Raw genomic sequence first — 21,960 nt, 5'->3', positions numbered from 1 at the left:
CGTACGTTCCGTGTTCCGTGTTCCGTGTTCCGCGTCAGTAGCGGTAGTGGTCCGGCTTGTACGGGCCCTCGACCTCGACACCGATGTACGCGGCCTGCTCGGGCCGGAGCGTCGTGAGCTTCACGCCGAGCGAGTCCAGATGGAGACGCGCGACCTTCTCGTCCAGGTGCTTGGGGAGCACGTACACGCCCACCGGGTACTCGGACTGCTTCGTGAACAGCTCGATCTGGGCCAGCGTCTGGTCCGCGAAGCTGTTGGACATCACGAACGACGGGTGGCCCGTCGCGTTGCCCAGGTTCAGCAGACGACCCTCGGACAGCACGATCAGGACCTTGCCGTCCGGGAACGTCCACGTGTGGACCTGCGGCTTCACCTCGTCCTTGACGATGCCGTCGATCTGCGCGAGACCGGCCATGTCGATCTCGTTGTCGAAGTGACCGATGTTCCCGACGATCGCCTGGTGCTTCATCCGGGCCATGTCCGAGGCCATGATGATGTCCTTGTTACCGGTCGTCGTGACGAAGATGTCCGCCTTGTCGACGACCTCGTCCAGCGTCGCGACCTGGTAGCCGTCCATCGCCGCCTGCAACGCGCAGATCGGGTCGATCTCCGTCACGATCACCCGGGCACCCTGGCCGCGCAGCGACTCCGCGCAGCCCTTGCCCACGTCGCCGTAACCGAAGACGACCGCGGTCTTGCCGCCGATCAGGACGTCCGTGGCGCGGTTGATGCCATCGATCAGCGAGTGCCGGCAACCGTACTTGTTGTCGAACTTCGACTTCGTCACCGCGTCGTTCACATTGATCGCGGGGAACAGCAGCGAACCCTCACGCTGCATCTCGTACAGGCGGTGGACACCGGTCGTGGTCTCCTCCGTCACACCGCGGATCTCGGAGGCGATGGCGGTCCAGTCGAGCGTGCTGTTCTCCAACAGGGCGCGGACGACGGCCATCTCCTCGTTGGACGCCTCGGGCAGCTTGCCCGTCTTCTGCCGCTCGACGCCCAGGTGGACGAGGAGGGTGGCGTCACCGCCGTCGTCGAGGATCATGTTCGGGCCCGTCTGGCCGGGCCAGGTCAGCGCCTGCTCGGTGCACCACCAGTACTCCTCCAGGGTCTCGCCCTTCCAGGCGAAGACCGGGATTCCGGCGGCGGCGATGGCCGCGGCGGCGTGGTCCTGGGTGGAGAAGATGTTGCAGGAGACCCAGCGGACCTCGGCGCCCAGCGCGACGAGCGTCTCGATGAGGACGGCCGTCTGCACCGTCATGTGGAGGGAGCCGGTGATCCGGGCGCCGGCCAGCGGCTGGGCGGCGGCGTACTCCTTGCGGATCGACATCAGCCCGGGCATCTCGTGCTCGGCGAGCGTGATCTCCTTGCGGCCGAACTCGGCGAGGGAGAGATCTGCGACCTTGAAGTCGGTGAACTCAGCTGACATGAAGGCTCCTTGAGCTGTTCAGTACGTTGCGGTGGATGTCCAGGGCCGCGGTGGATTTGTTGAGCGTGATGTAGTGCAGGCCGGGGGCGCCTTCGGCGAGCAGCCGCTCCGCCATGGCGGTGGCGTGGTCGACACCGATCCGGTAGGCGTCGTCGGGCCGCTCGCGGGCGGCTTCGAGGCGGTGGGCCAGGTCCTCGGGGAAGGCGGCGTCGGAGAGTTCGGCGAACCGCCGGATCTGGCGGGCGTCGGTGGCCGGCATGATCTCCGGGATGACCGGGGTCGTGCAGCCGGCGGCGGCGAGCCGGTCCCGCAGCCGCAGGTAGTCCTCCACGTCGAAGAACATCTGGGTGATGGCGTAGTCGGCGCCCGCCCGGCACTTGGCCACGAAGTGCCGGATGTCGCTGTCCCAGTCCGGGGACCGCGGGTGCTTCTCGGGGAAGGCCGCGACGCCGATGGTGAACTCCCCCAACGACCGTACGAGTTCGACGAGTTGGTAGGCGTGGGTGTAGCCGTCCGGGTGCGCGGTCCACGGCCCCTTGGGGTCGCCGGGCGGGTCGCCGCGCAGGACGAGGACGTCGCGCACCCCGGCGTCCGCGTACTGGCCGATGATGCGGCGCAGTTCGGCGACCGAGTGGCCGACGGCCGTCAGGTGCGCCACGGGGCGCAGCGTCGTCTCGGCCACGATCCGCTTGGTGACGTCGATGGTGCGCTCGCGCGAGGAGCCGCCGGCGCCGTAGGTGACGGACACGAAGTCGGGGGCGAGCGGTTCGATGCGGCGGACGGCCTGCCACAGGGACTGCTCGCCCTTGGCCGTCCTGGGCGGGAAGAACTCGAAGGAGAACGTCGTCATGCACGGCCTCCCGCGTTGAAGTAGCTCGCCTCGGGGTGGTGGATCACGATCGCGTCGGTGGACTGCTCGGGGTGGAGCTGGAACTCCTCGCTGAGCTGGACGCCGATCCGCTCCGGCTCCAGGAGCTGGGCGATCTTGGCGCGGTCCTCCAGGTCGGGGCAGGCCGGGTAGCCGAGTGAGTAGCGGCAGCCCTGGTACTCGGTGCGGAACATGCCGTCCATCGCGGCCGGATCGCTGCCGTCGATGCCGAGTTCGGTGCGGACGCGGGCGTGCCAGTACTCGGCGAGCGCCTCGGCCAACTGGACGGACAGACCGTGCAGTTCGAGGTAGTCGCGGTAGGAGTCGGACGCGAACAGCCCGGCGGTCGCCTCGCCGACCCGCGACCCCATCGTGACGACCTGGAGGCCGACCACATCGGTCTCCCCCGACTCCTCCGGGCGGAAGAAGTCGGCCAGGCACAGGCGGCGGCCGCGGCGCTGGCGGGGGAAGGTGAAGCGGGTCCGCTCGTTGCCCACGTCGTCCAGGATGATCAGGTCGTCGCCCTTGGACACACAGGGGAAGTAGCCGTGGACCACGGCCGCTTCCAGCAGGTTCTCCGTGCGCAGCCGGTCGAGCCACATGCGCAGCCGCGGCCTGCCCTCGCTCTCGACGGTGTCGCCCTTGAGCCCCCACTGGCCCTTGAACAGCGCGGCCTCGTCGAGCCAGGAGGCGTACTCCTTGAGCTGGATGCCCTTGATGACGCGGGTGCCCCAGAACGGCGGCTCGGGGACCGGGTTGTCGACGGCGACGTCCGAACGGCCGAGGTCCTGCGGCTCTTCGAGGACCAACTCCCTCTTGGGCACGCGGCGTTGCTTGAGTTCGGGGAGGGTGGCGCCGGGCACACCGCGCTTGACCGCGATCAACGCGTCCATCAACCGCAGACCCTCGAACGCGTCCCGCGCGTAGCGGACTTCGCCCTCGTAGATCTCGTGCAGATCCTGCTCGACATACGCCCGGGTCAGCGCGGCCCCGCCCAGGATCACCGGGAAGTCCGCGGCCAGCTTGCGCTGGTTGAGCTCCTGAAGGTTCTCCTTCATGATCACGGTCGACTTCACCAGCAGACCCGACATCCCGATCACATCGGCCCGGTGCTCCTCGGCCGCCTCCAGGATCGCCGAGACCGGCTGCTTGATGCCCAGATTCACCACGTTGTAGCCGTTGTTCGACAAGATGATGTCGACCAGGTTCTTACCGATGTCATGCACGTCGCCGCGGACCGTGGCCAGCACGATGGTGCCCTTGCCCTCGGCGTCCGACTTCTCCATGTGCGGCTCCAGATAGGCCACCGCGTTCTTCATCACCTCGGCGGACTGGAGGACAAAGGGCAGCTGCATCTGGCCGGAGCCGAACAGCTCACCGACGACCTTCATGCCCTCCAGCAGCGTGTCATTGACGATCTCCAGCGCCGGCCGGGACTGCAGCGCCTCGTCGAGATCCGGCTCCAGGCCGTTCTTCTCCCCGTCGATGATCCGCCGCTGCAACCGCTCCTCCAGCGGGAGGGCGGCCAGCTCCTCCGCCTTGCCCGCCTTCAACGACTTCGCGGTGGCACCCTCGAACAGCGCCATCAGCTTCTGCAGCGGGTCATACCCCTCGGCCCGCCGGTCATAGATCAGATCGAGGGCCGTCTGCACCTGCTCCTCGTCGAACCGGGCGATCGGCAGGATCTTGGAGGCGTGCACGATCGCCGAATCCAGCCCGGCCTTCACACACTCGTCCAGGAAGACGGAGTTCAGCACGATGCGGGCGGCCGGGTTCAGGCCGAACGAGATGTTGGAGAGGCCCAGGGTGGTCTGCACGTCCGGGTGGCGCTTCTTCAGCTCCCGGATCGCCTCGATCGTCGCGATACCGTCCTTGCGGGACTCCTCCTGCCCGGTGCAGATCGTGAACGTCAGACAGTCGATCAGGATGTTTGACTCATGAATGCCCCAGTTCCCGGTCAGATCGGCGATCAGCCGCTCGGCGATCGCCACCTTGTGCTCGACCGTCCGGGCCTGCCCCTCCTCATCGATGGTCAGCGCGATCAGCGCCGCCCCATGCTCCCGGGCCAGCCCGGTCACCTTCGCGAACCGGGACTCCGGACCGTCCCCGTCCTCGTAGTTCACCGAGTTGATGACCGCACGGCCACCCAGCTTCTCCAGCCCGGCCCGGATCACCGGCACCTCGGTCGAGTCCAGCACGATCGGCAGCGTGGAGGCGGTCGCGAACCGGCCCGCCAGCTCCTCCATGTCCGCCACACCATCACGGCCCACATAGTCGACACACAGGTCGAGCATGTGCGCGCCCTCACGGATCTGCTCGCGGGCCATCTCCACACAGTCGTCCCAGCGGCCCTCCAGCATGGCCTCACGGAACTTCTTCGACCCGTTCGCGTTCGTCCGCTCACCGATCGCCATGTACGCCGTGTCCTGCCGGAACGGCACCGTCTGATACAACGACGCGGCACCCGGCTCGGGCTGCGGCGAGCGCTGGGGCGGGGTCATGTCGCGGACCCGCTCCACCACCTGGCGCAGATGCTCCGGCGTCGTGCCGCAACAGCCGCCCACCAGCTGGAGGCCGTAGCTGTTGATGAAGTTCTCCTGCGCGTCCGCCATCTCCGGCGGGGTCAGCGGGAAGTGGGCGCCGTCCTTGGTCAGGATGGGCAGGCCCGCGTTCGGCATGCACATCAGGGGCGTCGCGGAGTGCTGTGCGAGGTAGCGCAGGTGCTCGGTCATCTCGGCGGGGCCGGTGGAGCAGTTCAGGCCGATGAGGTCGATGCCGAGCGGCTCCAGGGCGGTCAGCGCGGCGCCGATCTCCGAGCCGAGCAGCATCACGCCGGTGGTCTCGAAGGCGAGGGAGCAGATCAGCGGGACGGAGACGCCGAGGGCGTCCATGGCGCGGCGGGCGCCGACCAGGCTCGACTTGGTCTGGAGGAGGTCCTGGCTGGTCTCGACGACGAGCGCGTCGGCGCCGCCGGCGAGCAGACCCTCGGCGTTCTGCTGGTAGCCGTCGCGGATCGTGGCGTAGTCGATGTGGCCGAGCGAGGGCAGCTTGGTGCCGGGGCCGATCGAGCCGAGGACCCAGCGCTGCCGGCCGTCCTTCGCGGCGAACTCGTCGGCGACCTCGCGGGCGATCCGGGCGCCGGCCTCGGACAGCTCGACGATCCGGTCGGCGATCTCGTACTCGCTCGCGGCCGTGACGTTCGCGCCGAACGTGTTGGTCTCCACGCAGTCCACGCCCACGGCGTAGTACGCCTCGTGCACCGAGCGCACGATGTCGGGGCGCGTGACGTTGAGGATCTCGTTGCAGCCCTCCAGCTGCTGGAAGTCGTCCAGGCTCGGGTCCTGCTCCTGGAGCATCGTGCCCATCGCGCCGTCGGCCACCACCACACGCGTGGCGAGGGCTTCGCGGAGGGTTCCGGGAGAGGCCGTCACGAGTGGTCGCCGCCCTCTCGGGAGACGGCCGCCAGGTGCGGGGCGATCGCCGCGGCGGCATCGGCGCCGTACGCGGCCGTGAGGTTGGCGAGGAGCCGGTCGGGGGTGGCGTCGTACGACTGGGAGCCGACCGTGCGGATCGCCTCCGCGGCCACCGCGCAGCCGAGCCGGGCCGCGGCCGTCAGGGCCAGGCCCCGGGCGGTGGCGGCGAGGAAGCCGGCCCGGAACGCGTCGCCGACGCCCGTCGGGTCGGTGACCGGGACGTCGGGCACGGCGGGCACGCGCAGGGACGTGCCGTCGGCGCGTTCGGCGCGGGCGCCGTCGCCGCCGAGCGTGGTGATCCAGGTGCCGACCCGGTCGAGGACGTCGTCGTGCGTCCAGCCGGTACGTTCGAGCAGCAGGGCCGCCTCGTACTCGTTGGTGAACAGCCAGCGGGCGCCGGCCACCAGGTCGCGGGCCTGCGGGCCGTCGAGACGGGCCAGCTGCTGCGAGGGGTCGGCGGCGAACGGGATGCCGGTCTCGCGGCACTGCCGGGTGTGGCGGAGCATCGCCTCGGGGTCGTTGGGCGCGATCAGGACCAGGTCGGGGCGGGCGCCGTCGCCGACCAGCGCGGTCAGGTCGATGTCGCGCGCCTCGGCCATGGCGCCCGCGTAGAACGAGGCGATCTGGTTGGCGTCCTGGTCGGTGGTGCACATGAAGCGGGCGGTCTGCCGTTCGCCGGAGACGAGGACGCCGCCGGTGTCGACGCCGTGCTCCTTGAGCCACACCTCGTACGGCCCGAAGTCGGTGCCGACGGCGCCGATCAGGAGCGGTTCGAGGCCGAGGCCGCCGAGCCCGAAGGCGATGTTGGCGGCGACGCCGCCGCGCCGTACTTCGAGGTCGTCGACGAGGAACGACAGCGAGACATGGTCCAGCTGACCGGGGATCAGCTGGTCCGTGAATCTGCCGGGGAACACCGTCAGATGGTCCGTGGCGATCGACCCGGACACCGCGATACGCACGTGAGCACTCCCGTTGGGTACGAGGACCGACCGGGGCTGCCTGGCCCTGCGGTCGAGCGGCCGGTCTGGGGCCGGCCGTCGGTGGATGGCGGGCGGCGGGTCAGATGCCGGCCGCGGCCTTCAGCTGTGCGGCGCGGTCGGTCCGCTCCCAGGTGAAGTCGGGCAGTTCGCGGCCGAAGTGGCCGTAGGCGGCCGTCTGGGAGTAGATCGGGCGGAGCAGGTCGAGGTCGCGGATGATCGCGGCCGGGCGCAGGTCGAAGACCTCGGAGATGGCCCGCTCGATGGTGGCCTGCGGGGCGGCCGCGGTGCCGAAGGTCTCGACGAACAGACCGACCGGCTCGGCCTTGCCGATGGCGTACGCGACCTGGACCTCGCAGCGCGTGGCGAGGCCGGCGGCGACGACGTTCTTGGCGACCCAGCGCATCGCGTACGCGGCCGAACGGTCCACCTTCGACGGGTCCTTGCCGGAGAAGGCGCCGCCGCCGTGCCGGGCGTAGCCGCCGTACGTGTCGATGATGATCTTGCGGCCGGTGAGGCCGGCGTCGCCCATCGGGCCGCCGATCTCGAAGCGGCCGGTCGGGTTGACCAGGAGGCGGTAGCCCTCGGTCTCCAGCTTGATGCCGTCCTGCGCGAGGGCGTCGAGGACGTGCTCCACGACGTGCTCGCGGATGTCGGGCGTGAGCAGCGAGTCCAGGTCGATGTCACTGGCGTGCTGCGAGGAGACGACGACCGTGTCGAGGCGGACCGGGCGGCTGCCCTCGTACTCGACGGTGACCTGCGTCTTGCCGTCCGGGCGCAGGTAGGGGACGGTGCCGTCCTTGCGGACCTCGGTCAGGCGGCGGGAGAGGCGGTGGGCCAGCTCGATCGGCAGCGGCATCAGGTTCGGGGTCTCGTTGCTGGCGTAGCCGAACATCAGGCCCTGGTCGCCGGCGCCCTGCTCGTCCAGCTCGTCCGTCCCGGCGGCGCGGGAGGCTCCCTCGACGCGCTTCTCGTACGCCGTGTCGACGCCCTGCGCGATGTCCGGGGACTGCGCGCCGATGGAGACGGAGACGCCGCAGGAGGCGCCGTCGAAGCCCTTGCTCGACGAGTCGTAGCCGATCTCCAGGATCTTGTCGCGCACCAGCTGGGCGATCGGCGCGTACGCCTGGGTGGTGACCTCGCCGGCCACGTGCACCTGGCCGGTGGTGATGAGCGTCTCGACGGCGACGCGGGACGTCGGGTCCTGGCTGAGCAGCGCGTCGAGGATCGTGTCGCTGATCTGGTCGGCGATCTTGTCGGGGTGGCCCTCGGTCACGGACTCCGAAGTGAACAGACGACGGGACATGGCTCTCCAGATGTCGTGTAGGGGGTGTGCGCGGGCGTGCGGCACGGCGGGGAAACGGCGCTGCCACTGTCTCCGGACCGGCTTGGGCCGGGCATGGGAACCGGTGGAGTGCCCCCATGGCGGCGCACGAGGCGCGGTCGAGGAACGGCGGAGACGGCCGGTGTCACGCCGCCACTTCCGCGTTGGCGTGGTCGCCGACGAGCAGTTGGTGTCCGGCGGCGGACCGGCCGATGCGGGCCCAGCGGCCGATGATCGAGTGGTCGAGGGCGGGCACGCCGTCGACGGCGGCGCCCTCCAGGAGGATCGAGTCGGCGATGGCGGACTCCCGCAGGACGCAGTCGCGGCTGACGGCGACGTAAGGACCGACGGTGCAGTCGGTGACGGTGCTGCCCGCGGCGATCACCAGCGGCCCCACCAGGTGGCTGCCGCGCACCCGGGCCCCCGGTTCGATCACGACGGGGCCGCTGACGGTGCTGGCGGCGTCGACGTCGCCGTGCACGGCGGGTCCCGGCAGCCGGCCGAGCAGTTCCCGGTTGCAGTCGAGCAGGTCCTCCGGCTTCCCGGTGTCCTTCCAGTAGCCGTCGTAGTGCTCGGCGCGCACCACGGCGCCGTCGTCGGCGAGCCGCTGGATCGCGTCGGTGATCTCCAGTTCGCCGCGCGCGCTCGGCCGCAGTCCGGCGACCGCGCGGTGGATGCGGGACGTGAAGAAGTAGACGCCGAGCACGGCGAGGTCGGTGGCGGGCTCCGCGGGCTTCTCGACCAGCCGGTGCACCCGGCCGTCGGCATCGGTCTCCGCCACCCCGTAGGCCCGTGGGTCGGCGACCGGCTGCACGAGGAGCAGCGCGTCGGACGGTTCGGCGGCGAAGGCGTGGGCGGCCTTCGCGATGCCGTCCGCGAACACGTTGTCGGCGAGGTACATGACGAAGTCGTCGTCGCCGAGGAAGTCGGCGGCGAGCTGGACGCAGTGGGCCAGGCCCCGTGGGCTGTCCTGGTGCAGATAGGTGAGGTCGAGGCCGAACGCCGAACCGTCACCGGCCACCTGGGAGATCTCCGCGGCGTGGGTGCCGACGACGACGGCCGCCTCGGTGACGCCCGCGTCACGGATGTTCTCCAGACAGTGCGTGAGCACGGGCTTGTTGGCCACGGGCAGCAGTTGCTTGGCGGTCGAGTGGGTGAAGGGACGTAGTCGGGACCCCGTCCCCCCTGACAGTATGAGCGCCTTCATGTTCCGCAACTGTGCTGGTGGTTCCTCAAGGAGGGCTTGACGCAGCCCGGAGCGCGGGGGGTCAGGGGACGGGCTCCGCGGGTCTCCAGGCCGTCGTCCACCGGGCCTCGAGCGGCGCCCCGCAGCATGCCCGCATGGCCTCATCGAAGACCCCGACGCCCCGCGCCGACCGGGGGGACACCTCCTTCGACCGGTGGCTGGACGAGCAGCGCCGCAGGCATCGCCACACCGTGCGGCGGGTGCCGCTGGACACGCTGCCGGGCTGGACGTTCAGCCGGGACACCGGCGATCTGGTGCACTCCTCCGGCCGGTTCTTCTCCGTCTCCGGGCTCCGCGCCACCACCGACTTCGGCACCGGCGGGCAGCGGCCGCTCAGCTGGACCCAGCCCGTCATCGTGCAGCGCGAGGTGGGGCTGCTCGGCATGCTGCTCAAGGAGTTCGACGGCGAACTGCACTGCCTGCTCCAGGCGAAGATGGAGCCGGGCAACCTGAACGGGCTCCAGTTGTCGCCGACCGTGCAGGCGACGCGCAGCAACTTCACGGGAGTTCACCGGGGCCGTCCCGTGCCATACACGGAGTACTTCACCGGGGACCGGTGCGGCGGGCGGGTGCTCGCCGACTCGCTCCAGTCCGAGCAGGGCTGGTGGTTCTTGCACAAGCGGAACCGCAACGTGGTCGTGGTGACCGACGACGAGGTGCCCGAGCTCGACGGGTTCCGCTGGCTGTCGCTGCGGCGGGTCGGTGCGCTGCTGCTCCGCGACCACCTGGTGAACATGGACAGCCGTACGGTCCTGTCGACGCTGCCGCGGCAGCTGCTCGCGGGCCCCGGCGAGGCGTCGCACCCGGCGGACGAGGACGACGCCGTGCACTCGTTCGCCGAGGTCCTCTCCGTGCTGGCCGACGCCCGGTTCCGGTACGAACTGACCCAGGAGCAGCTGCCGTTGCGGGAGATCCTCGCGGGTGGCGCGAGTCCGTGGCGGCGCACCGCTGACGGCATCGGGCGGCGCGACGGCCGGCACTTCACGGTGCTCGGGGTGAGCGTGGAGGCGCAGGCGCGCGAGGTGGCCCGCTGGTCCCAGCCGCTGCTCGCGCCGGTGCCGGGGATCGCCGGGCTGCTCGTGCGACGGCTGGGCGGGGTGCCGCACGTCCTGCTGCGGGCCCGGGTGGAGGCGGGCAGCCTGAACGTGGCCGAGTTCGGGCCGACGGTGCAGTGCTCGACGCGTCATCTGCGCGAACGGGGCGCGGGCCGCCCCGAGTTCCTGGACACGCTGCTCGCGCCGGGCGCCGGCCGGGTGCTGTTCGACACGGAGCAGTCGGAGGAGGGCGGCCGCTTCCACCACGCGGTGACCCGGAACCTGATCGTCGAACTGGACGAGCCTGACCCGGCCGGCGAGGCGGTCCTGCGGGAGCCGCCGCCGGACTACTGCTGGGTGTCGGTGCCGCAGGTGCAGGCGCTGCTGCGGCACGGCGACTGCCTCAACGTGCAGGCGCGTTGTCTGATGACGGCGCTGACGCTCACCGCACGGTAGGGCATGTCCGGCGGGTCAGGTCGCGTCGGGGAGGTCGTCGGCGAGGTGCAGCAGCGCCTGGGCCGCCAGGCGGTAGCCGAAGGAGCCGAGGCCGACGACGACGCCGCTGGCCAGTGGGGCGATCACCGACTCGTGCCGGAACTGTTCGCGGGCCCACACGTTGCTGAGGTGCACCTCGATCCACGGCGGCGCGTAGCTGGCGAGCGCGTCGCGCAGGCTCCAGCCGGCGATCATCAGGGCGCCGGGATTGACGATGGCGCCGACGGTGGTGTCGCTGTGCCGGTGGATCGCGCCGACCAGGTCGCCCTCCGAGTCGTGCTGGACGGACACCACGTCCCAGCCCTTGGCCTTCACTTCCTCGGCGACCGCCGCCTCGATGTCGGCGAGGGTGTCGGTGCCGTAGATCTCGGGCTCGCGGCGCCCCAGGATTCCCAGATTGGGACCGTTCAGGAGAAGCACGACACTCAACGTGGCCACCTCGGTATTCGGCTGCGTCCGCCCGTCTCCGGCCGCGGACCCCGGACGGATCCCATGCTGTCGCCGCCGTCGGCGGTCCGCCACTCTCAGAGCTGATAGTTCGCGCACCGTGCGGACCTGCGCCGATGCGCGGGCCGTGGGGTGCTCCTGGAGGGACGCTCGGGCGCCGGTCGAGTCCGCCCACACGCCTCGTCGGCCCCCGGCAGCGCCGTCCTACTCTGGGCTGCGCACCGACTCTCGCCCGGCCGGCCCGGACCCCACGACAGGAGATGTGATGCTCGATTCTCCGTTCCGCTTGCGGCTGCCCCCGGTTCTCTCCGCCGTCCGCGTCTGCCGGAACAGTGCCTGCGCGACCGCCGGGCTCTGCGAGTCGTCCTTCGCCGCCTGGGCCGACGGCGATCTCGAGGAGGGCATCCGCCTGGCGGCCGCCGCGGGTCACGCGGAAGCCGAATGCGGCGGGAACTGCCGGGAGTTGGCGAAGATCTGGCACGCCACCCTGCTGACCGGTGTCCGTGATCTCGCCACCGCGGCGCGGGTCCTCGCCGACGTCGACGAGCCGACCGCGGCACGGGCCGAGGAGGGCGGCCTCGTGGCGGCGTCACTGCTGTGCGCGGCCGACCTCGCGTTCGCCGAGGGGAACGTGACCCGCGCCGTCGCGCTCGCGGGCCGGGGCGTGGAGCGGGCCCGGCGTGCCGGTCTGCACCGCATCGTGCCCGACGCGCACACGGTGATGGCGCTGGGCGCCCTGCGGCAGGGCAGCATGAGTGTGAGCACGGGGTTCGCCAACCAGCTGCGGGACTGCGCCCTGCTCGGGCAGACCGCGCACCGGCCGAGCCAGTGCGCCTGGGCCGCGGCCCAGCTCCTGGAGGTGCAGGGCGGCGCGGCGAGCGCCGCGCACCTCGTCGTGGGCATCGTCACGGACGACCGGCTGCTCCTGGAACTGCTGGCGTCACAACCCGCCGCTGCCGCCTGGCTGGTGCGGGCCACCCGGCAGCTGGGCGACGAGGGGCTCGCCCGGCGGGTGGCCGCGGCGGCCGCCGAACTCGCCGTGCGCAACCCCGCGCTCCGGTCCGTGACGGCGGCGGCGACGCATGCCGCCGGGCTCGTGGACCGCGATCCGGAGCGGGTCCTCGCGGCGGCCGCCGCGCAACTGGACCCGTGGGCCGCCGCGTCCGCGTTCGAGGACGCCGGGAAGCTGTGCGCGGCACGGCCCGCGGAGCGCCGACGGGCCGTCGAGGCACTGGAGTCGGCGGCGGACGGCTACGGGAACGCCGGGGCGCCGCGCGACGCCCGCCGGGTGGTGAGCCGGCTGCGCTCGCTCGGCGTGCGCCGCGGCTGCTATCCGCAGTACGCGGGACAGGGCGGGGTGACCACGAGCGCGCTCACGCACACCGAGGCGGCGGTGGCCGAGCTGGTGAGCCAGGGGTTCACCAACTCCCAGGTGGGCGACCGGATGTTCATCTCCGGGCACACCGTGGCCTTCCACCTCAAGAAGATCTTCCGCAAGATGAACGTGGCCTCGCGGGTGGAGCTGACGCGGGCGTGGAGCCAGCTGTCGGGCGCGGCCGCCGGGGGTGCGGCGGTCCGCTGACCGTCACAGGATCCGGCGCGGGGTCCCCGGCGGGTCCTGGCCCTGCCGCTTGCGCCACTCGCGGGGGTAGCCCACGGACACCTCTTCGAAGCGGACGCCCTCGTGGTAGGTGGTGCGCGGGATGTGGAGGTGGCCGTACACCATGGCGGCCACCGGGAACCTGCGGTGCCAGTCGGCGGTCAGCCGGGTGCCGCACCACATCGCGAACTCCGGGTACCAGAGCACCTCCGTCGGGTGCCGGTCGAGCGGGTAGTGATTGACGAGGACGACCGGCAGGTCGCCGGGGAGTTCCGCGAGCCTGCGCGCGGTCTGCGTCACCCGGGCCCGGCACCACGCCTCGCGGCTCGGATACGGGTCCGGGTGCAGCAGGTTCTCGTCGTTGCACACGACGCCGGTCTCGTGGGCGTGGGCCAGCCCTTCCTCCTTGGTGGCGCATCCGTCGGGCAGGAACGAGTAGTCGTAGAGCAGGAACAGCGGCGCCACGGCCACCGGCCCGTCCGGCCCCTGCCAGATGGGGTAGGGGTCCTCGGGGGTGGTGACGTCCAGTTCGCGGCAGACCTCGACCAGGTGCTCGTAGCGGTCGACGCCGCGCAGGGTGACCGTGTCGCGCGGATGGGTCCACAGCTCGTGGTTGCCCGGGGCCCAGACGACCTTGCGGAAGCGGCTGGTGAGGGTCTTCAGGCACCAGCGGATGTCGGCGACGGTCTCCGCCACGTCGCCGGCCACCAGCAGCCAGTCCTCGTCCGACTCCGGTGCCATCCGGTCGATCAGCGCCCGGTTGTCGGCGTAGCCGACGTGCAGGTCGCTGATGGCCAGCAGCCGTCCGCCGTCGTGGGCCGTCGCGGTCATCTCCGGCTCCGTCACACCGAGGCGGGCGGCGGCGACGCCAGGTCGGGCGTCCGCTTCTCGGCGAGGGCGATCTCCGCCTCCGCGTGCTCGTCGATGCGGGCCATGGCGATGCGGAGGACGGGCGGTGCCATCAGCGAGGTCACGATCGCGACGAGGATGATGATGGTGTACGTCTCGGCGCTGAGCACCCCGAGTTGCAGACCGACCATGGCGACGACGACCTCGATGACGCCGCGGGAGTTCATCCCGGCGCCCAGGGCGAGGCCCTCCCAGCGGCCGAGGCCGCTCAGCTTCGCGCCGATGTAGGCGCCGACGAACTTGCCGAGGATCGCGATGGCGAGCACCACGCAGGCCGTGGCCAGGACGGTCGGCCGGGTCAGCGCGGTCAGGTCCATCCGGATGCCGGCGGTGGCGAAGAAGACCGGGGCGAGGAAGGAGAGGGTCGTGATCCGCAGCGGGGCCAGCTTCTCCCGGTCCAGCTCGCCGCTGGTGCCGATGAGGACACCGCACACGAACGCGCCGAAGACGGCCTCCAGGTGCATCGCCTGCGTCGCCGCAGCGCCGAACAGCACGATCAGCGCGGCAACCGCGACGGTGGGGGCCGCCGACGCGGAACGGCCCGCGGCCCGCAGCGCCGCCTTCACCAGGGGGCGGCCCACCAGCCAGGCGACCAGCACGACGCCCACCGGGTAGAGCACCGACGTGGCGAACGTGCCCGTGCTCAGCCCGGCCGTCGCCATCGCCGACACGATGGAGAGCAGGAACCAGCCGACGACGTCGTCGATCACCCCTGCGGCCAGGGTCAGTTGGCCGACGTCGCGGTGGAGCAGGTTCATGTCGATGAGGGTCTTGGCGATCACCGGGATCGCTGTGACGCACATGGCCACGCCGAGGAAGAGCGAGAAGACCTTCGGGTCGGTGCCGGCCGGCATGAGGGACGACGGCAGCAGGAAGCCGACGCCGACGCCGAGCCCGAGGGGCAGCAGCAGACCGGCGAGGCTGACCCGGACCGCGGTGGTGCGGCGCCGCTTGACGAGGTCGAACTTCAGCTCCATGCCGGTGATGCCGACGAGCAGCACCACGCCCACCTGGCCGACGGCGTCGAGCAGGTGCATCTGGCCGGGGTCCTTCGGCAGCAGCCAGTCGGCGAAGCCGGGCCACACGTGGCTGAGGATCGAGGGGCCGACGATCACGCCGGCGAGCAGCTCACCGACGATCGCGGGCATCTTGAACCGGGCGGCCAACTGGCCGAGGGCCATGGCCAGCAGGAGCAGTACGGCCAGCTGGAGGAGGAAGACCAGCAGGGAGTGGGAGGGAATCGTGGGGACGGGCGCGGAGCTCAACTCGGTCACCTCAGATCTTGGCTTCGTGGAGCGTGGCGACGTCCGGGCGGGCCAGCCGGTCCGCGAGGAGTCCGGTCACGCGGGTGTTCTGGTCGGAGAGGAAGAAGTGGCCTCCGGGGAACACCTGGAGCTCCGTCGGACCGGTGGTGTGCTCCTCCCACGCCGCCGCCTCGTCGATGGAGACCCGGGGGTCGCTGTCGCCGGTGAGGACGGTCACCGGGCAGGTCAGCTGCCGGCCTGGCGTGCAGCGGTAGCGCTCCACGGCGCGGTAGTCGCTGCGGATCGACGGCATGATCATTTCCCGTACGTCCGGGTCGTCGAGGAGGACGGCGTGCGAGCCGCCCAGCCGGCGCACCTCGGCCAGGAGTTCCTCGTCCGTGCTGACGTGGAGCCGCTCGTCGCGGTCGCGGGACGGGGCCCGCCGGCCGGAGACGAAGAGCCGTACGGGGTCGGGGAGTCCGGCGTCCTGGAGGCGCAGCGCGACCTCGTAGGCGAGGACGGCGCCCATGCTGTGGCCGAACAGGGCCAGCGGCCGGTCGTCGAGGTCGCCGATGACCTCGAAGACCCGGTCGGCCAGCTCGTCGAGGCTGCTGATGTTCGGTTCCTGACGGCGGTCCTGCCGTCCCGGGTACTGGACCGCCAGCACCTCCGCCGTGGGCGCGAGCGCCTTGGACAGCGGGAAGTAGAAACTCGCGGACCCGCCGGCGTGCGGCAGGCACACGAGGCGGACACGGGTGTCCGGCGCCGGGTGGAATTGACGGACCCATGTTCCGAATTGCACCGATGCTTGAGGCACGGCCAGAAATTCCTTCCAGGAATGGTCCATTGGCACGCTGCTGCCCCACCGCGGGTCACCGTCACCGCAGTTCTGCCGCGAGCCTTACGTATGTGACGTTTCTCGACCCATCTTTGAGTCGGGCACTTGAGTTCCGCTGGAGTAACTCCATAGACGACGCGCGGCTCGGGCATCATGGCCGACGTTCCGGAATTCACCCGTGGGAGGCGAGAACCGTGAAAATAGTCGCGGACACCGGCAAGTGCGTCGGCGCGGGCCAGTGCGTGCGCGTCGCGCCGGAACTCTTCGACCAGGGCGAGGAAGACGGCGTGGTCGTGGTGCTCGACGCGGAGCCCGGGGACGAGCTCCTGGCGGTGGCCGGTGAGGCCGTCGACCTGTGTCCGGCCCAGGCCCTGTCCGCCGGCTGATCCGGTTCCTCCGACACCTCGCGAGTAGGGATCACGATGGCCATCACCCGCCCGCACGACACGTACGCGACCCCGACGGACCTGACGGACCTGACGGACCTGACGGACCCGGCCGACCCGACCGACACGGACGTGGCCGTCGTCGGCAACGGGCCGATCGGCGCGGCCCTTTCGGTGCTCCTCGCCCAGCGCGGCCTGCGCGTGACCGTCCTGGAGCGCCGCCCCCGGCCGTACCTGCTGCCGCGGGCGACCAGCTTCGACGGGGAGACGGCCCGGCTGCTGGCGGCCACCGGGATCCGCGCGGGACTGGGCCGGATCACCGAGCCGGCCACCGGCTACCAGTGGCGCACCGCGGCCGGCCGGACGCTCCTCGACATCGCCTTCTCCGCGCAGGGGCGCTACGGCTGGCCGGACGCCAACACCATGCACCAGCCCGCGCTGGAGGAACTCCTCGCGGCGCGGGCGGCGCAGCTGCCCGGCATCACGGTGCTGCGCGGGCACCGCGTCGTCGGCCTGCACGACGACGGCCGGCGGGTGACGCTCACCTCGGAGGCCGCCGACGGCACGGCCGGCACGCTGTCGGCCCGCTGGGTCGTGGGCTGCGACGGCGCGAACAGCTTCGTGCGCGAGCACCTCGACGTCCCGCTGACCGATCTCGGGTTCTCCTACGAGTGGCTGCTGTGCGACGTCGAGTTGCGCGAGCCCCGCGAGTTCACCCCCACCAACGTCCAGATCTGCGACCCGGCGCGGCCCACGACGCTGGTCGGCAGCGGTCCCGGGCACCGGCGCTGGGAGTTCATGCGGCTGCCGGGCGAGAGCAGCGCCGAGCTGAACAAGGAGGAGACCGCCTGGCGGCTCCTCGCCCCGTTCGGCGTCACCCCGGACACCGCCACGCTGCTGCGCAGCACCACCTACATCTTCCGGGCCACCTGGGCGGACGCGTGGCGGTCGGGGCGGGTGCTGCTGGCCGGTGACGCGGCGCACCTGATGCCGCCGTTCGCCGGGCAGGGCATGTGCTCCGGGATCCGGGACGCGGCCAATCTGGCGTGGAAGCTGGACCTGACGCTGCGCGGTCTGGCCGACGACGCCGTCCTCGACAGCTACGCCGAGGAGCGCAGGCAGCACGTGAAGGAGTCGATCCTCTCGTCGGTGCAGCTGGGCCGGATGATCTGCGTGACGGATCCGACGGCCGCCGAGGAGCGCGACGCCACGGTCCTCGCGGGCCGCCGCGGCCGTACGGGGCCGGGGTCGCCGGAGCCGGCGAAGCCGCTGTCGGCCGGGCTGCTGAGCGGGGTGTCCAAGGCGGCCGGTGCGGTGGTGCCGCAGGGCCGGGTCGGCGCGGCCGGCGGTACGGGCCTGTTCGACGAGGCCGTGGGCCGCGGGTTCGTGCTGCTCACCACGGACGAGCCGCGGGCGGCGCTCGGCGAGGACCGGTGGTCGTTCCTGGCGGCACTCGGCACCCATGTGGTGCGCCTGCTGCCGTCCGACGCGGCGGCCGACTCGGGGCCGTGCCGCACCGGTGCGACCGAGGTGACCGAGGTGACCGACGTCGACGGCTGCTACGGGGCGTACCTGGCCGAGCAGGGCGCGACCGCGCTGCTCGTCCGTCCCGACTACCACGTCTTCGGCGCGGCGAACGGCCCGCGGGAGACGGCCGCGCTGGTCGACGAGTTGCGCGACCTGCTGGGCGCGAGCACGCCGGCCGCGGCCGAACTGCGCCCGGCGGGCTGACCGTTCAGGGACCTGCTGTCAGGGCCGGGTCAGCCGGGCGAGCGCGACCGCGCCCCGCAGCGAGGAGAGCGGGCCCAGGGCGGCGGGCCCGACCTCCAGCGGCGGCTGTCCGGGGCGGGCCAGCTCCGCGAGCCGCGCGGACACCAGGCCGTCCAGGCCCGGCATGCCGTTCGCGAAACCGCCGCCGATCAACAGGAGCCGGGGGTGGACGAGTTCCTGGACGCTCACCGCGGCGGCGGCCAGGGCGCGGGCGGTGCGCCGCAGCGCGTCGACCGCCCAGGGCCGTCCGTCGCACCAGCCCTGCCGCAGCGCGTCGAAGGTGACGTCGCTCCCCCGCAGCCGGGCCGCGTGGCGCAGGGTGGCCGGGCCCGAGGCGATCGCCTGGAGGCAGCCGTGGCGCCCGCAGACGCACCGGGGGCCGTCCAGCTCGACGACCGTGTGCCCGATCTCGAAGGATCCGCGGCCGGTGCCAGGGCAGAGTTCGCCGCCCAGGACGAGCCCGCCGCCGACGCCCGTGCCGACCCCGACGTAGAGGAGGTCCGCGCAGTCGGCGGCCTCCGCCTCGGCGAGGGCGCCGAGGTCTCCGTCGTCCGCCCAGGCGACGGCGGCCTCGGGGAACAGGGTGCGCAGGGCAGCGCCCAGGTCCGTGCCGGTCCACTCGGGCCGGCTCGGCCAGGCGGTGATCCGCCCGTCCGGTCCTACCGTCGCCGGCACCGCCAGGCCCACGGCGCGGAAGGGCACGCCGAGACGGTCCCGCAACTCGCCGACGTGCTCGGCCAGTTGGGCGAGGTCGCGGTCGGAGCCGGGGCGCGGCTGCCAGGCGAACACGGTCTCGGCCACGCGCCGCGTCCCGGCCTCGACCCGCAGGGCGACCTTGGTGCCCCCGATGTCGACGCCCAGGTGGTGGGCCGCCCCCGGGCCGCCGGGCCGGTCCTCAGTCACCGGGCACGGACGGGCACAGGGCGAGCAGGTCGGCGGGGCGGGCCAGCACCACGGCGGGCTCGGCGGCGAGCAGTTCGGCGGGGTCGGACAGTGCCCACAGCGCGCCGGCCGAGGTGACCCCGGCGCCGTGGGCGCTGGCGATGTCGGTCGGCGCGTCGCCGACCATGATGGCCTGCTCGGGCGCGAAGCCCATCAGGTCGAGGGCGCGGTTCACGATGTCCGGCGCGGGCTTCGGGCGGTCGACCTCGTCCGAGCCGATCACGTGGTCGAAGAAGGGCAGCAGCCCCAGCGTGTCGAGCAGGGAGCGCGCCCGCGGCCCGCTCTTGCCGGTGGCCACGGCGAGCCGCAGTCCGCGGACCCGCAGGGTGAGGAGCAGTTCCACGATGCCGTCGAAGACCGGCACCTGGGACGCGAGCCGGTAGCTCTCGCGGACGAAGGGCTCCTCCATCTCCAGGGGCAGGCCCATGATCCGCATGATGTCCGGGAAGTAGCGCCCCAGGTGGCGGGTGTACTCGTCGAACGGCGCGGGGCCGTCACCGACGACCTCCTTGTAGGCGACGGCGAACGCCTCGTACATCACCGCGAAGCTGTCGACGATGACCCCGTCGAGGTCGAAGACCACGGCGTGCCTGACCCGCGGGGGCGCTTCGGCGACGGTGGCCGTGCCGCCCGCGCCCGGGGCGTGGATGTCGTCTCGCTGCGTCGAAACCCGTGTGGTCACCGGCTTCTTCACCTCCTGCTGGTGGGCCCGGTGGTGGGCCTAGTGGTGGCCTAGTGGTGGGCGGGTACGGCGGGCCGCTGGTGAGCGGAGCGGGCCGACGCGTAGCAGTCGTGGATGGCGCCGATCGTCGTACGGGCCTCGGCGGCCGCCCTGCCGCGGCGGTCCGGGTCGGCCAGCAGGGCGGCGAGGCCGTCGAGTTGGCGCCCGTACTCGCTGCCGACGGGCTCCTCGGGGACCGGCACGGACGTGGTGGTGCCCGCGCGGGTCAGGGTCAGTTCCGGGCGGGGCAGCCGGTTGGGGCTGAAGCCGAAGGTGCAGCGCAGTTCGGCGGTCCCGGTGGTGCCGACGATCTGGAAGCGGGTCACGTCGACGGCCTCGTGCGAGGCCCAGCAGGCGTGCAGGGAGACCGAGACGCCGTCGGCACGCACGAGGAAGCCGCGGGCGGTGTCCTCGACGTCGCCGGGTCCGCCGGCCGCCTCGTCGTCGTCGCGCCAGGCGGCGGCGCCGGTGCCGGTGGCCACGAAGTCGTTGGACGTCGTGCCGACGGCCTGCGTGAAGGGGGCCGGGCCGAGCAGTGCGGACAGTGTGTCGAAGAGGTGCCAGCCGAGGTCGACGAGCACCCCGCCGCCGGCCGTGCTGCGCCGGGTGAACCAGCCGCCGGCCTGCGGGATGCCGCGGGACCGCACCCAGCCGGCGTCGACGTGGCGGATCCGGCCGAGCTCCGGAAGGAGGCGGGCCAGGGCGGTCACGTCGGCGCGGTGCGGGGCGGCGCTGCCGGACAGCAGCGTGGCGCCGCCGACGCGTTCGGCGGCGGCCAGCAGATCGGCCTCGGCCGTGGTCAGGCAGACCGGCTTCTCCAGGAAGACGTCGACGCCCCGGCCGAGCAGGTCGGCGGCGACCTCGGCGTGCAGGTGGTTGGGGACGGCGACGACGGCGAGGTCGACGGCGTCGGGGGTGAGCGCGTCGACCGTGGGGTGCACGGGGATGCCGGGCGCCACGGCCCCGGCGCCGGGCGCGGGGTCGACGACGGCCACCACGTCGAAGCCGGCGTGCCCGGCCAGCCGGGGCAGCCACAGCTCCCGCCCCGCCCAGCCGAGCCCGACGACGGCCGTCCGCACGCTCATGCGGCGGCCACGGCGTCCGCGACGATCTCCGCCGTCAGGTGGATGGCCTGCTCGTCGGCGAGCAGCGTGCGGTGGTGCAGCCAGACGCTGTCCTGGCTGATGGCCTCGCTGTGGGGGCAGCGCTCGGCGATGGCGTCCGGGGTCTCGTCGGGGGCGCCCATCTCCCAGAAGGCGTCGGTGCGGTAGATCGCGCGGAAGCCCGCGAAGGCCGGCACACCGGCTGCCACGAGCCGGTCGACCAGGGCGTTGCGGCCGTCCTCGCCGATGCCGGGGACGCGGAACATCGCCATGTAGTGCGAGGGGAAGTCGGTGCGCTCGTCGGGGCGCTGCGGGTCGATGCCGTCGATCTTCTCCAGGAGCGGCGCGAGCACGGCCCAGCGCTCCTGGCGGGTCCTGATCTGGCCTTCCAGACGGCCGAGTTGGGCGCGCAGGACGGCGGCGGAGAACTCGTTGAGCCGCAGGTTGGAGCCGGCTATCTCGTGCTTGTAGTGGCGGTCGGTGCGGGGCCGTCCGCAGCTGTGGCGCAGGAACGCCTTCTCGTACAGCTCGGTGTCGGGGAAGAGGACGGCGCCGCCCTCGCCCGCGGTCATCAGCTTGCCGTTCTGGAAGCTGAACGCGGCGACGCTGCCGTGCTCACCGACGCGCTTGCCGCGCCAGCGGGCGGCGTGGGCGTGCGCGGCGTCCTGGAGCAGCGGCACGCCGGTGTCGGCGGACAGCTCGGCCAGGGCGTCCATGTCGGCGAGGAAACCGGCCATGTGCACGGGCATGATCACCCGGGTGCGCTCGGTCACGGCGGCCCTGGCCGCCGCCACGTCGATGTTGTACGTGTGCGGGTCGACGTCGACCGGGACCGCGACGGCCCCGAGGCGCTGGGCCGCCTGCGAGGAGGAGATGAAGGTGAAGGCCGGGACGATGACCTCCGAGCCCGGGCCGACTCCCATGACCTGGAGGGCGAGTTCGAGGGCGTGGGTGCCGTTGGTGACGGCGAGCGCGTGCCGGGCGCCGTGGAACTCGGCGAACTCCCGCTCGAAGGAGTCGACTTCGCTGCCGCCCATTCGCCACCACTGGCCCTGTTCCAGTGCCCGGACGAGTCCGTCCCGCTCCGTCGCGTCGTACTGCGGCCACTGGGGGTATTCCGGCGCCTGTCGCACGTTCATGATTCTCCAAGA

The 21,960-nt window shown here is 72.1% G+C and carries 18 protein-coding genes; 4 read left to right on the top strand and 14 right to left on the bottom strand.

Annotated elements, in window-relative coordinates:
- Positions 1-34: 34 nt before the first annotated feature.
- From ahcY to RBJ77_RS58795, 6 genes are all read right to left on the bottom strand, one after another.
- The gene (gene ahcY, locus RBJ77_RS58820) at positions 35-1,432 is read right to left on the bottom strand and encodes an adenosylhomocysteinase (RefSeq protein ID WP_372352445.1); all 1,398 of its coding nucleotides are present in this window, start codon (positions 1,430-1,432) and stop codon (positions 35-37) included.
- The gene (metF, locus tag RBJ77_RS58815; protein WP_372352444.1) at positions 1,422-2,282 is read right to left on the bottom strand and encodes a methylenetetrahydrofolate reductase [NAD(P)H]; all 861 of its coding nucleotides are present in this window, start codon (positions 2,280-2,282) and stop codon (positions 1,422-1,424) included. Before metF ends, ahcY begins: the two co-directional genes overlap by 11 nt.
- Positions 2,279-5,731, bottom strand: a complete 3,453-nt coding sequence (gene metH / locus RBJ77_RS58810; protein ID WP_372352443.1) for a methionine synthase — start codon at positions 5,729-5,731, stop codon at positions 2,279-2,281. The genes metF and metH overlap by 4 nt, the downstream gene beginning before the upstream one ends.
- Positions 5,728-6,732 (bottom strand): carbohydrate kinase family protein, encoded by a 1,005-nt coding sequence (locus tag RBJ77_RS58805; RefSeq protein ID WP_372352442.1) that lies wholly within the window; start codon positions 6,730-6,732, stop codon positions 5,728-5,730. The genes metH and RBJ77_RS58805 overlap by 4 nt, the downstream gene beginning before the upstream one ends.
- Before the next feature lie 100 nt (positions 6,733-6,832).
- The gene (gene metK / locus RBJ77_RS58800) at positions 6,833-8,056 is read right to left on the bottom strand and encodes a methionine adenosyltransferase (protein WP_372352441.1); all 1,224 of its coding nucleotides are present in this window, start codon (positions 8,054-8,056) and stop codon (positions 6,833-6,835) included.
- A 163-nt stretch (positions 8,057-8,219) separates the two neighbouring features.
- Complete coding sequence (locus tag RBJ77_RS58795) at positions 8,220-9,281, bottom strand: glucose-1-phosphate thymidylyltransferase (protein ID WP_372352440.1); 1,062 nt, start codon at positions 9,279-9,281, stop codon at positions 8,220-8,222.
- Between the two features lie 134 nt (positions 9,282-9,415).
- Here RBJ77_RS58795 and RBJ77_RS58790 point away from each other — a divergent pair, with 134 nt between their 5' ends.
- Positions 9,416-10,810, top strand: a complete 1,395-nt coding sequence (locus tag RBJ77_RS58790; protein ID WP_372352439.1) for an NDP-hexose 2,3-dehydratase family protein — start codon at positions 9,416-9,418, stop codon at positions 10,808-10,810.
- Between the two features lie 15 nt (positions 10,811-10,825).
- Here RBJ77_RS58790 and RBJ77_RS58785 read toward each other — a convergent pair whose 3' ends face one another.
- Positions 10,826-11,278, bottom strand: coding sequence for a type II 3-dehydroquinate dehydratase (locus RBJ77_RS58785; protein WP_372352438.1), 453 nt, complete (start codon positions 11,276-11,278; stop codon positions 10,826-10,828).
- Positions 11,279-11,561: 283 nt separating this feature from the next.
- Here RBJ77_RS58785 and RBJ77_RS58780 point away from each other — a divergent pair, with 283 nt between their 5' ends.
- Positions 11,562-12,878: a LuxR C-terminal-related transcriptional regulator gene (locus RBJ77_RS58780; protein ID WP_372352437.1), complete on the top strand. Its 1,317-nt coding sequence runs from the start codon at positions 11,562-11,564 to the stop codon at positions 12,876-12,878.
- 3 nt (positions 12,879-12,881) lie between these two features.
- Here the strand turns inward: RBJ77_RS58780 and RBJ77_RS58775 are convergent, their stop codons facing one another.
- The 3 genes from RBJ77_RS58775 to RBJ77_RS58765 are packed head-to-tail and all read right to left on the bottom strand — an operon-like array spanning position 12,882 to position 15,791.
- Positions 12,882-13,727: a metallophosphoesterase gene (locus RBJ77_RS58775; RefSeq protein ID WP_372352436.1), complete on the bottom strand. Its 846-nt coding sequence runs from the start codon at positions 13,725-13,727 to the stop codon at positions 12,882-12,884.
- 11 nt (positions 13,728-13,738) lie between these two features.
- Entirely contained in the window at positions 13,739-15,070 is a 1,332-nt protein-coding gene (locus tag RBJ77_RS58770) for a cation:proton antiporter (RefSeq protein WP_372352435.1), read from the bottom strand.
- Between the two features lie 10 nt (positions 15,071-15,080).
- Entirely contained in the window at positions 15,081-15,791 is a 711-nt protein-coding gene (locus tag RBJ77_RS58765; protein WP_372352434.1) for a thioesterase II family protein, read from the bottom strand.
- Between the two features lie 290 nt (positions 15,792-16,081).
- On the opposite strand from RBJ77_RS58765, the gene RBJ77_RS58760 reads away from it, so the two are divergent.
- Both RBJ77_RS58760 and RBJ77_RS58755 read left to right on the top strand, forming a co-directional pair.
- A complete protein-coding gene (locus RBJ77_RS58760; RefSeq protein ID WP_372352433.1) occupies positions 16,082-16,273 on the top strand; it encodes a ferredoxin in 192 nt (63 codons plus the stop codon).
- Positions 16,274-16,309: 36 nt separating this feature from the next.
- Positions 16,310-18,004 (top strand): bifunctional 3-(3-hydroxy-phenyl)propionate/3-hydroxycinnamic acid hydroxylase, encoded by a 1,695-nt coding sequence (locus RBJ77_RS58755; RefSeq protein ID WP_372352432.1) that lies wholly within the window; start codon positions 16,310-16,312, stop codon positions 18,002-18,004.
- 18 nt (positions 18,005-18,022) lie between these two features.
- Here RBJ77_RS58755 and RBJ77_RS58750 read toward each other — a convergent pair whose 3' ends face one another.
- Genes RBJ77_RS58750 through RBJ77_RS58735 form a run of 4 tightly spaced genes read right to left on the bottom strand, consistent with a single transcriptional unit; the run spans position 18,023 to position 21,948 of the window.
- Positions 18,023-18,946 (bottom strand): ROK family protein, encoded by a 924-nt coding sequence (locus RBJ77_RS58750; protein WP_372352431.1) that lies wholly within the window; start codon positions 18,944-18,946, stop codon positions 18,023-18,025.
- Positions 18,939-19,667 (bottom strand): HAD-IA family hydrolase, encoded by a 729-nt coding sequence (locus tag RBJ77_RS58745; RefSeq protein ID WP_372352430.1) that lies wholly within the window; start codon positions 19,665-19,667, stop codon positions 18,939-18,941. The genes RBJ77_RS58750 and RBJ77_RS58745 overlap by 8 nt, the downstream gene beginning before the upstream one ends.
- Before the next feature lie 50 nt (positions 19,668-19,717).
- Positions 19,718-20,791 (bottom strand): Gfo/Idh/MocA family protein, encoded by a 1,074-nt coding sequence (locus RBJ77_RS58740; RefSeq protein ID WP_372352429.1) that lies wholly within the window; start codon positions 20,789-20,791, stop codon positions 19,718-19,720.
- Positions 20,788-21,948, bottom strand: a complete 1,161-nt coding sequence (locus RBJ77_RS58735) for an aminotransferase class I/II-fold pyridoxal phosphate-dependent enzyme (RefSeq protein WP_372352428.1) — start codon at positions 21,946-21,948, stop codon at positions 20,788-20,790. Before RBJ77_RS58735 ends, RBJ77_RS58740 begins: the two co-directional genes overlap by 4 nt.
- Positions 21,949-21,960: the final 12 nt, after the last annotated feature.

The sequence above is a fragment of the Streptomyces sp. KL116D genome (assembly GCF_030766975.1).
GTDB classification, from domain to species: domain Bacteria; phylum Actinomycetota; class Actinomycetes; order Streptomycetales; family Streptomycetaceae; genus Streptomyces; species Streptomyces longispororuber_A.
Note: the sequence above shows the minus strand (reverse complement) of the source record. Positions and strands in the feature narration are given on the sequence as shown.

Bases quoted from the DNA above. Each gene is read 5' to 3' on its own strand.
- RBJ77_RS58775 (WP_372352436.1), bottom strand. From the start codon at position 13,727: ATGACCGCGACGGCCCACGACGGCGGACGGCTGCTGGCCATCAGCGAC.
- metK (WP_372352441.1), bottom strand. From the start codon at position 8,056: ATGTCCCGTCGTCTGTTCACTTCGGAGTCCGTGACCGAGGGCCACCCC.
- RBJ77_RS58780 (WP_372352437.1), top strand. From the start codon at position 11,562: ATGCTCGATTCTCCGTTCCGCTTGCGGCTGCCCCCGGTTCTCTCCGCC.
- metF (WP_372352444.1), bottom strand. From the start codon at position 2,282: ATGACGACGTTCTCCTTCGAGTTCTTCCCGCCCAGGACGGCCAAGGGC.
- RBJ77_RS58740 (WP_372352429.1), bottom strand. From the start codon at position 20,791: ATGAGCGTGCGGACGGCCGTCGTCGGGCTCGGCTGGGCGGGGCGGGAG.
- ahcY (WP_372352445.1), bottom strand. From the start codon at position 1,432: ATGTCAGCTGAGTTCACCGACTTCAAGGTCGCAGATCTCTCCCTCGCC.
- RBJ77_RS58755 (WP_372352432.1), top strand. From the start codon at position 16,310: ATGGCCATCACCCGCCCGCACGACACGTACGCGACCCCGACGGACCTG.
- RBJ77_RS58790 (WP_372352439.1), top strand. From the start codon at position 9,416: ATGGCCTCATCGAAGACCCCGACGCCCCGCGCCGACCGGGGGGACACC.
- RBJ77_RS58795 (WP_372352440.1), bottom strand. From the start codon at position 9,281: ATGAAGGCGCTCATACTGTCAGGGGGGACGGGGTCCCGACTACGTCCC.
- RBJ77_RS58735 (WP_372352428.1), bottom strand. From the start codon at position 21,948: ATGAACGTGCGACAGGCGCCGGAATACCCCCAGTGGCCGCAGTACGAC.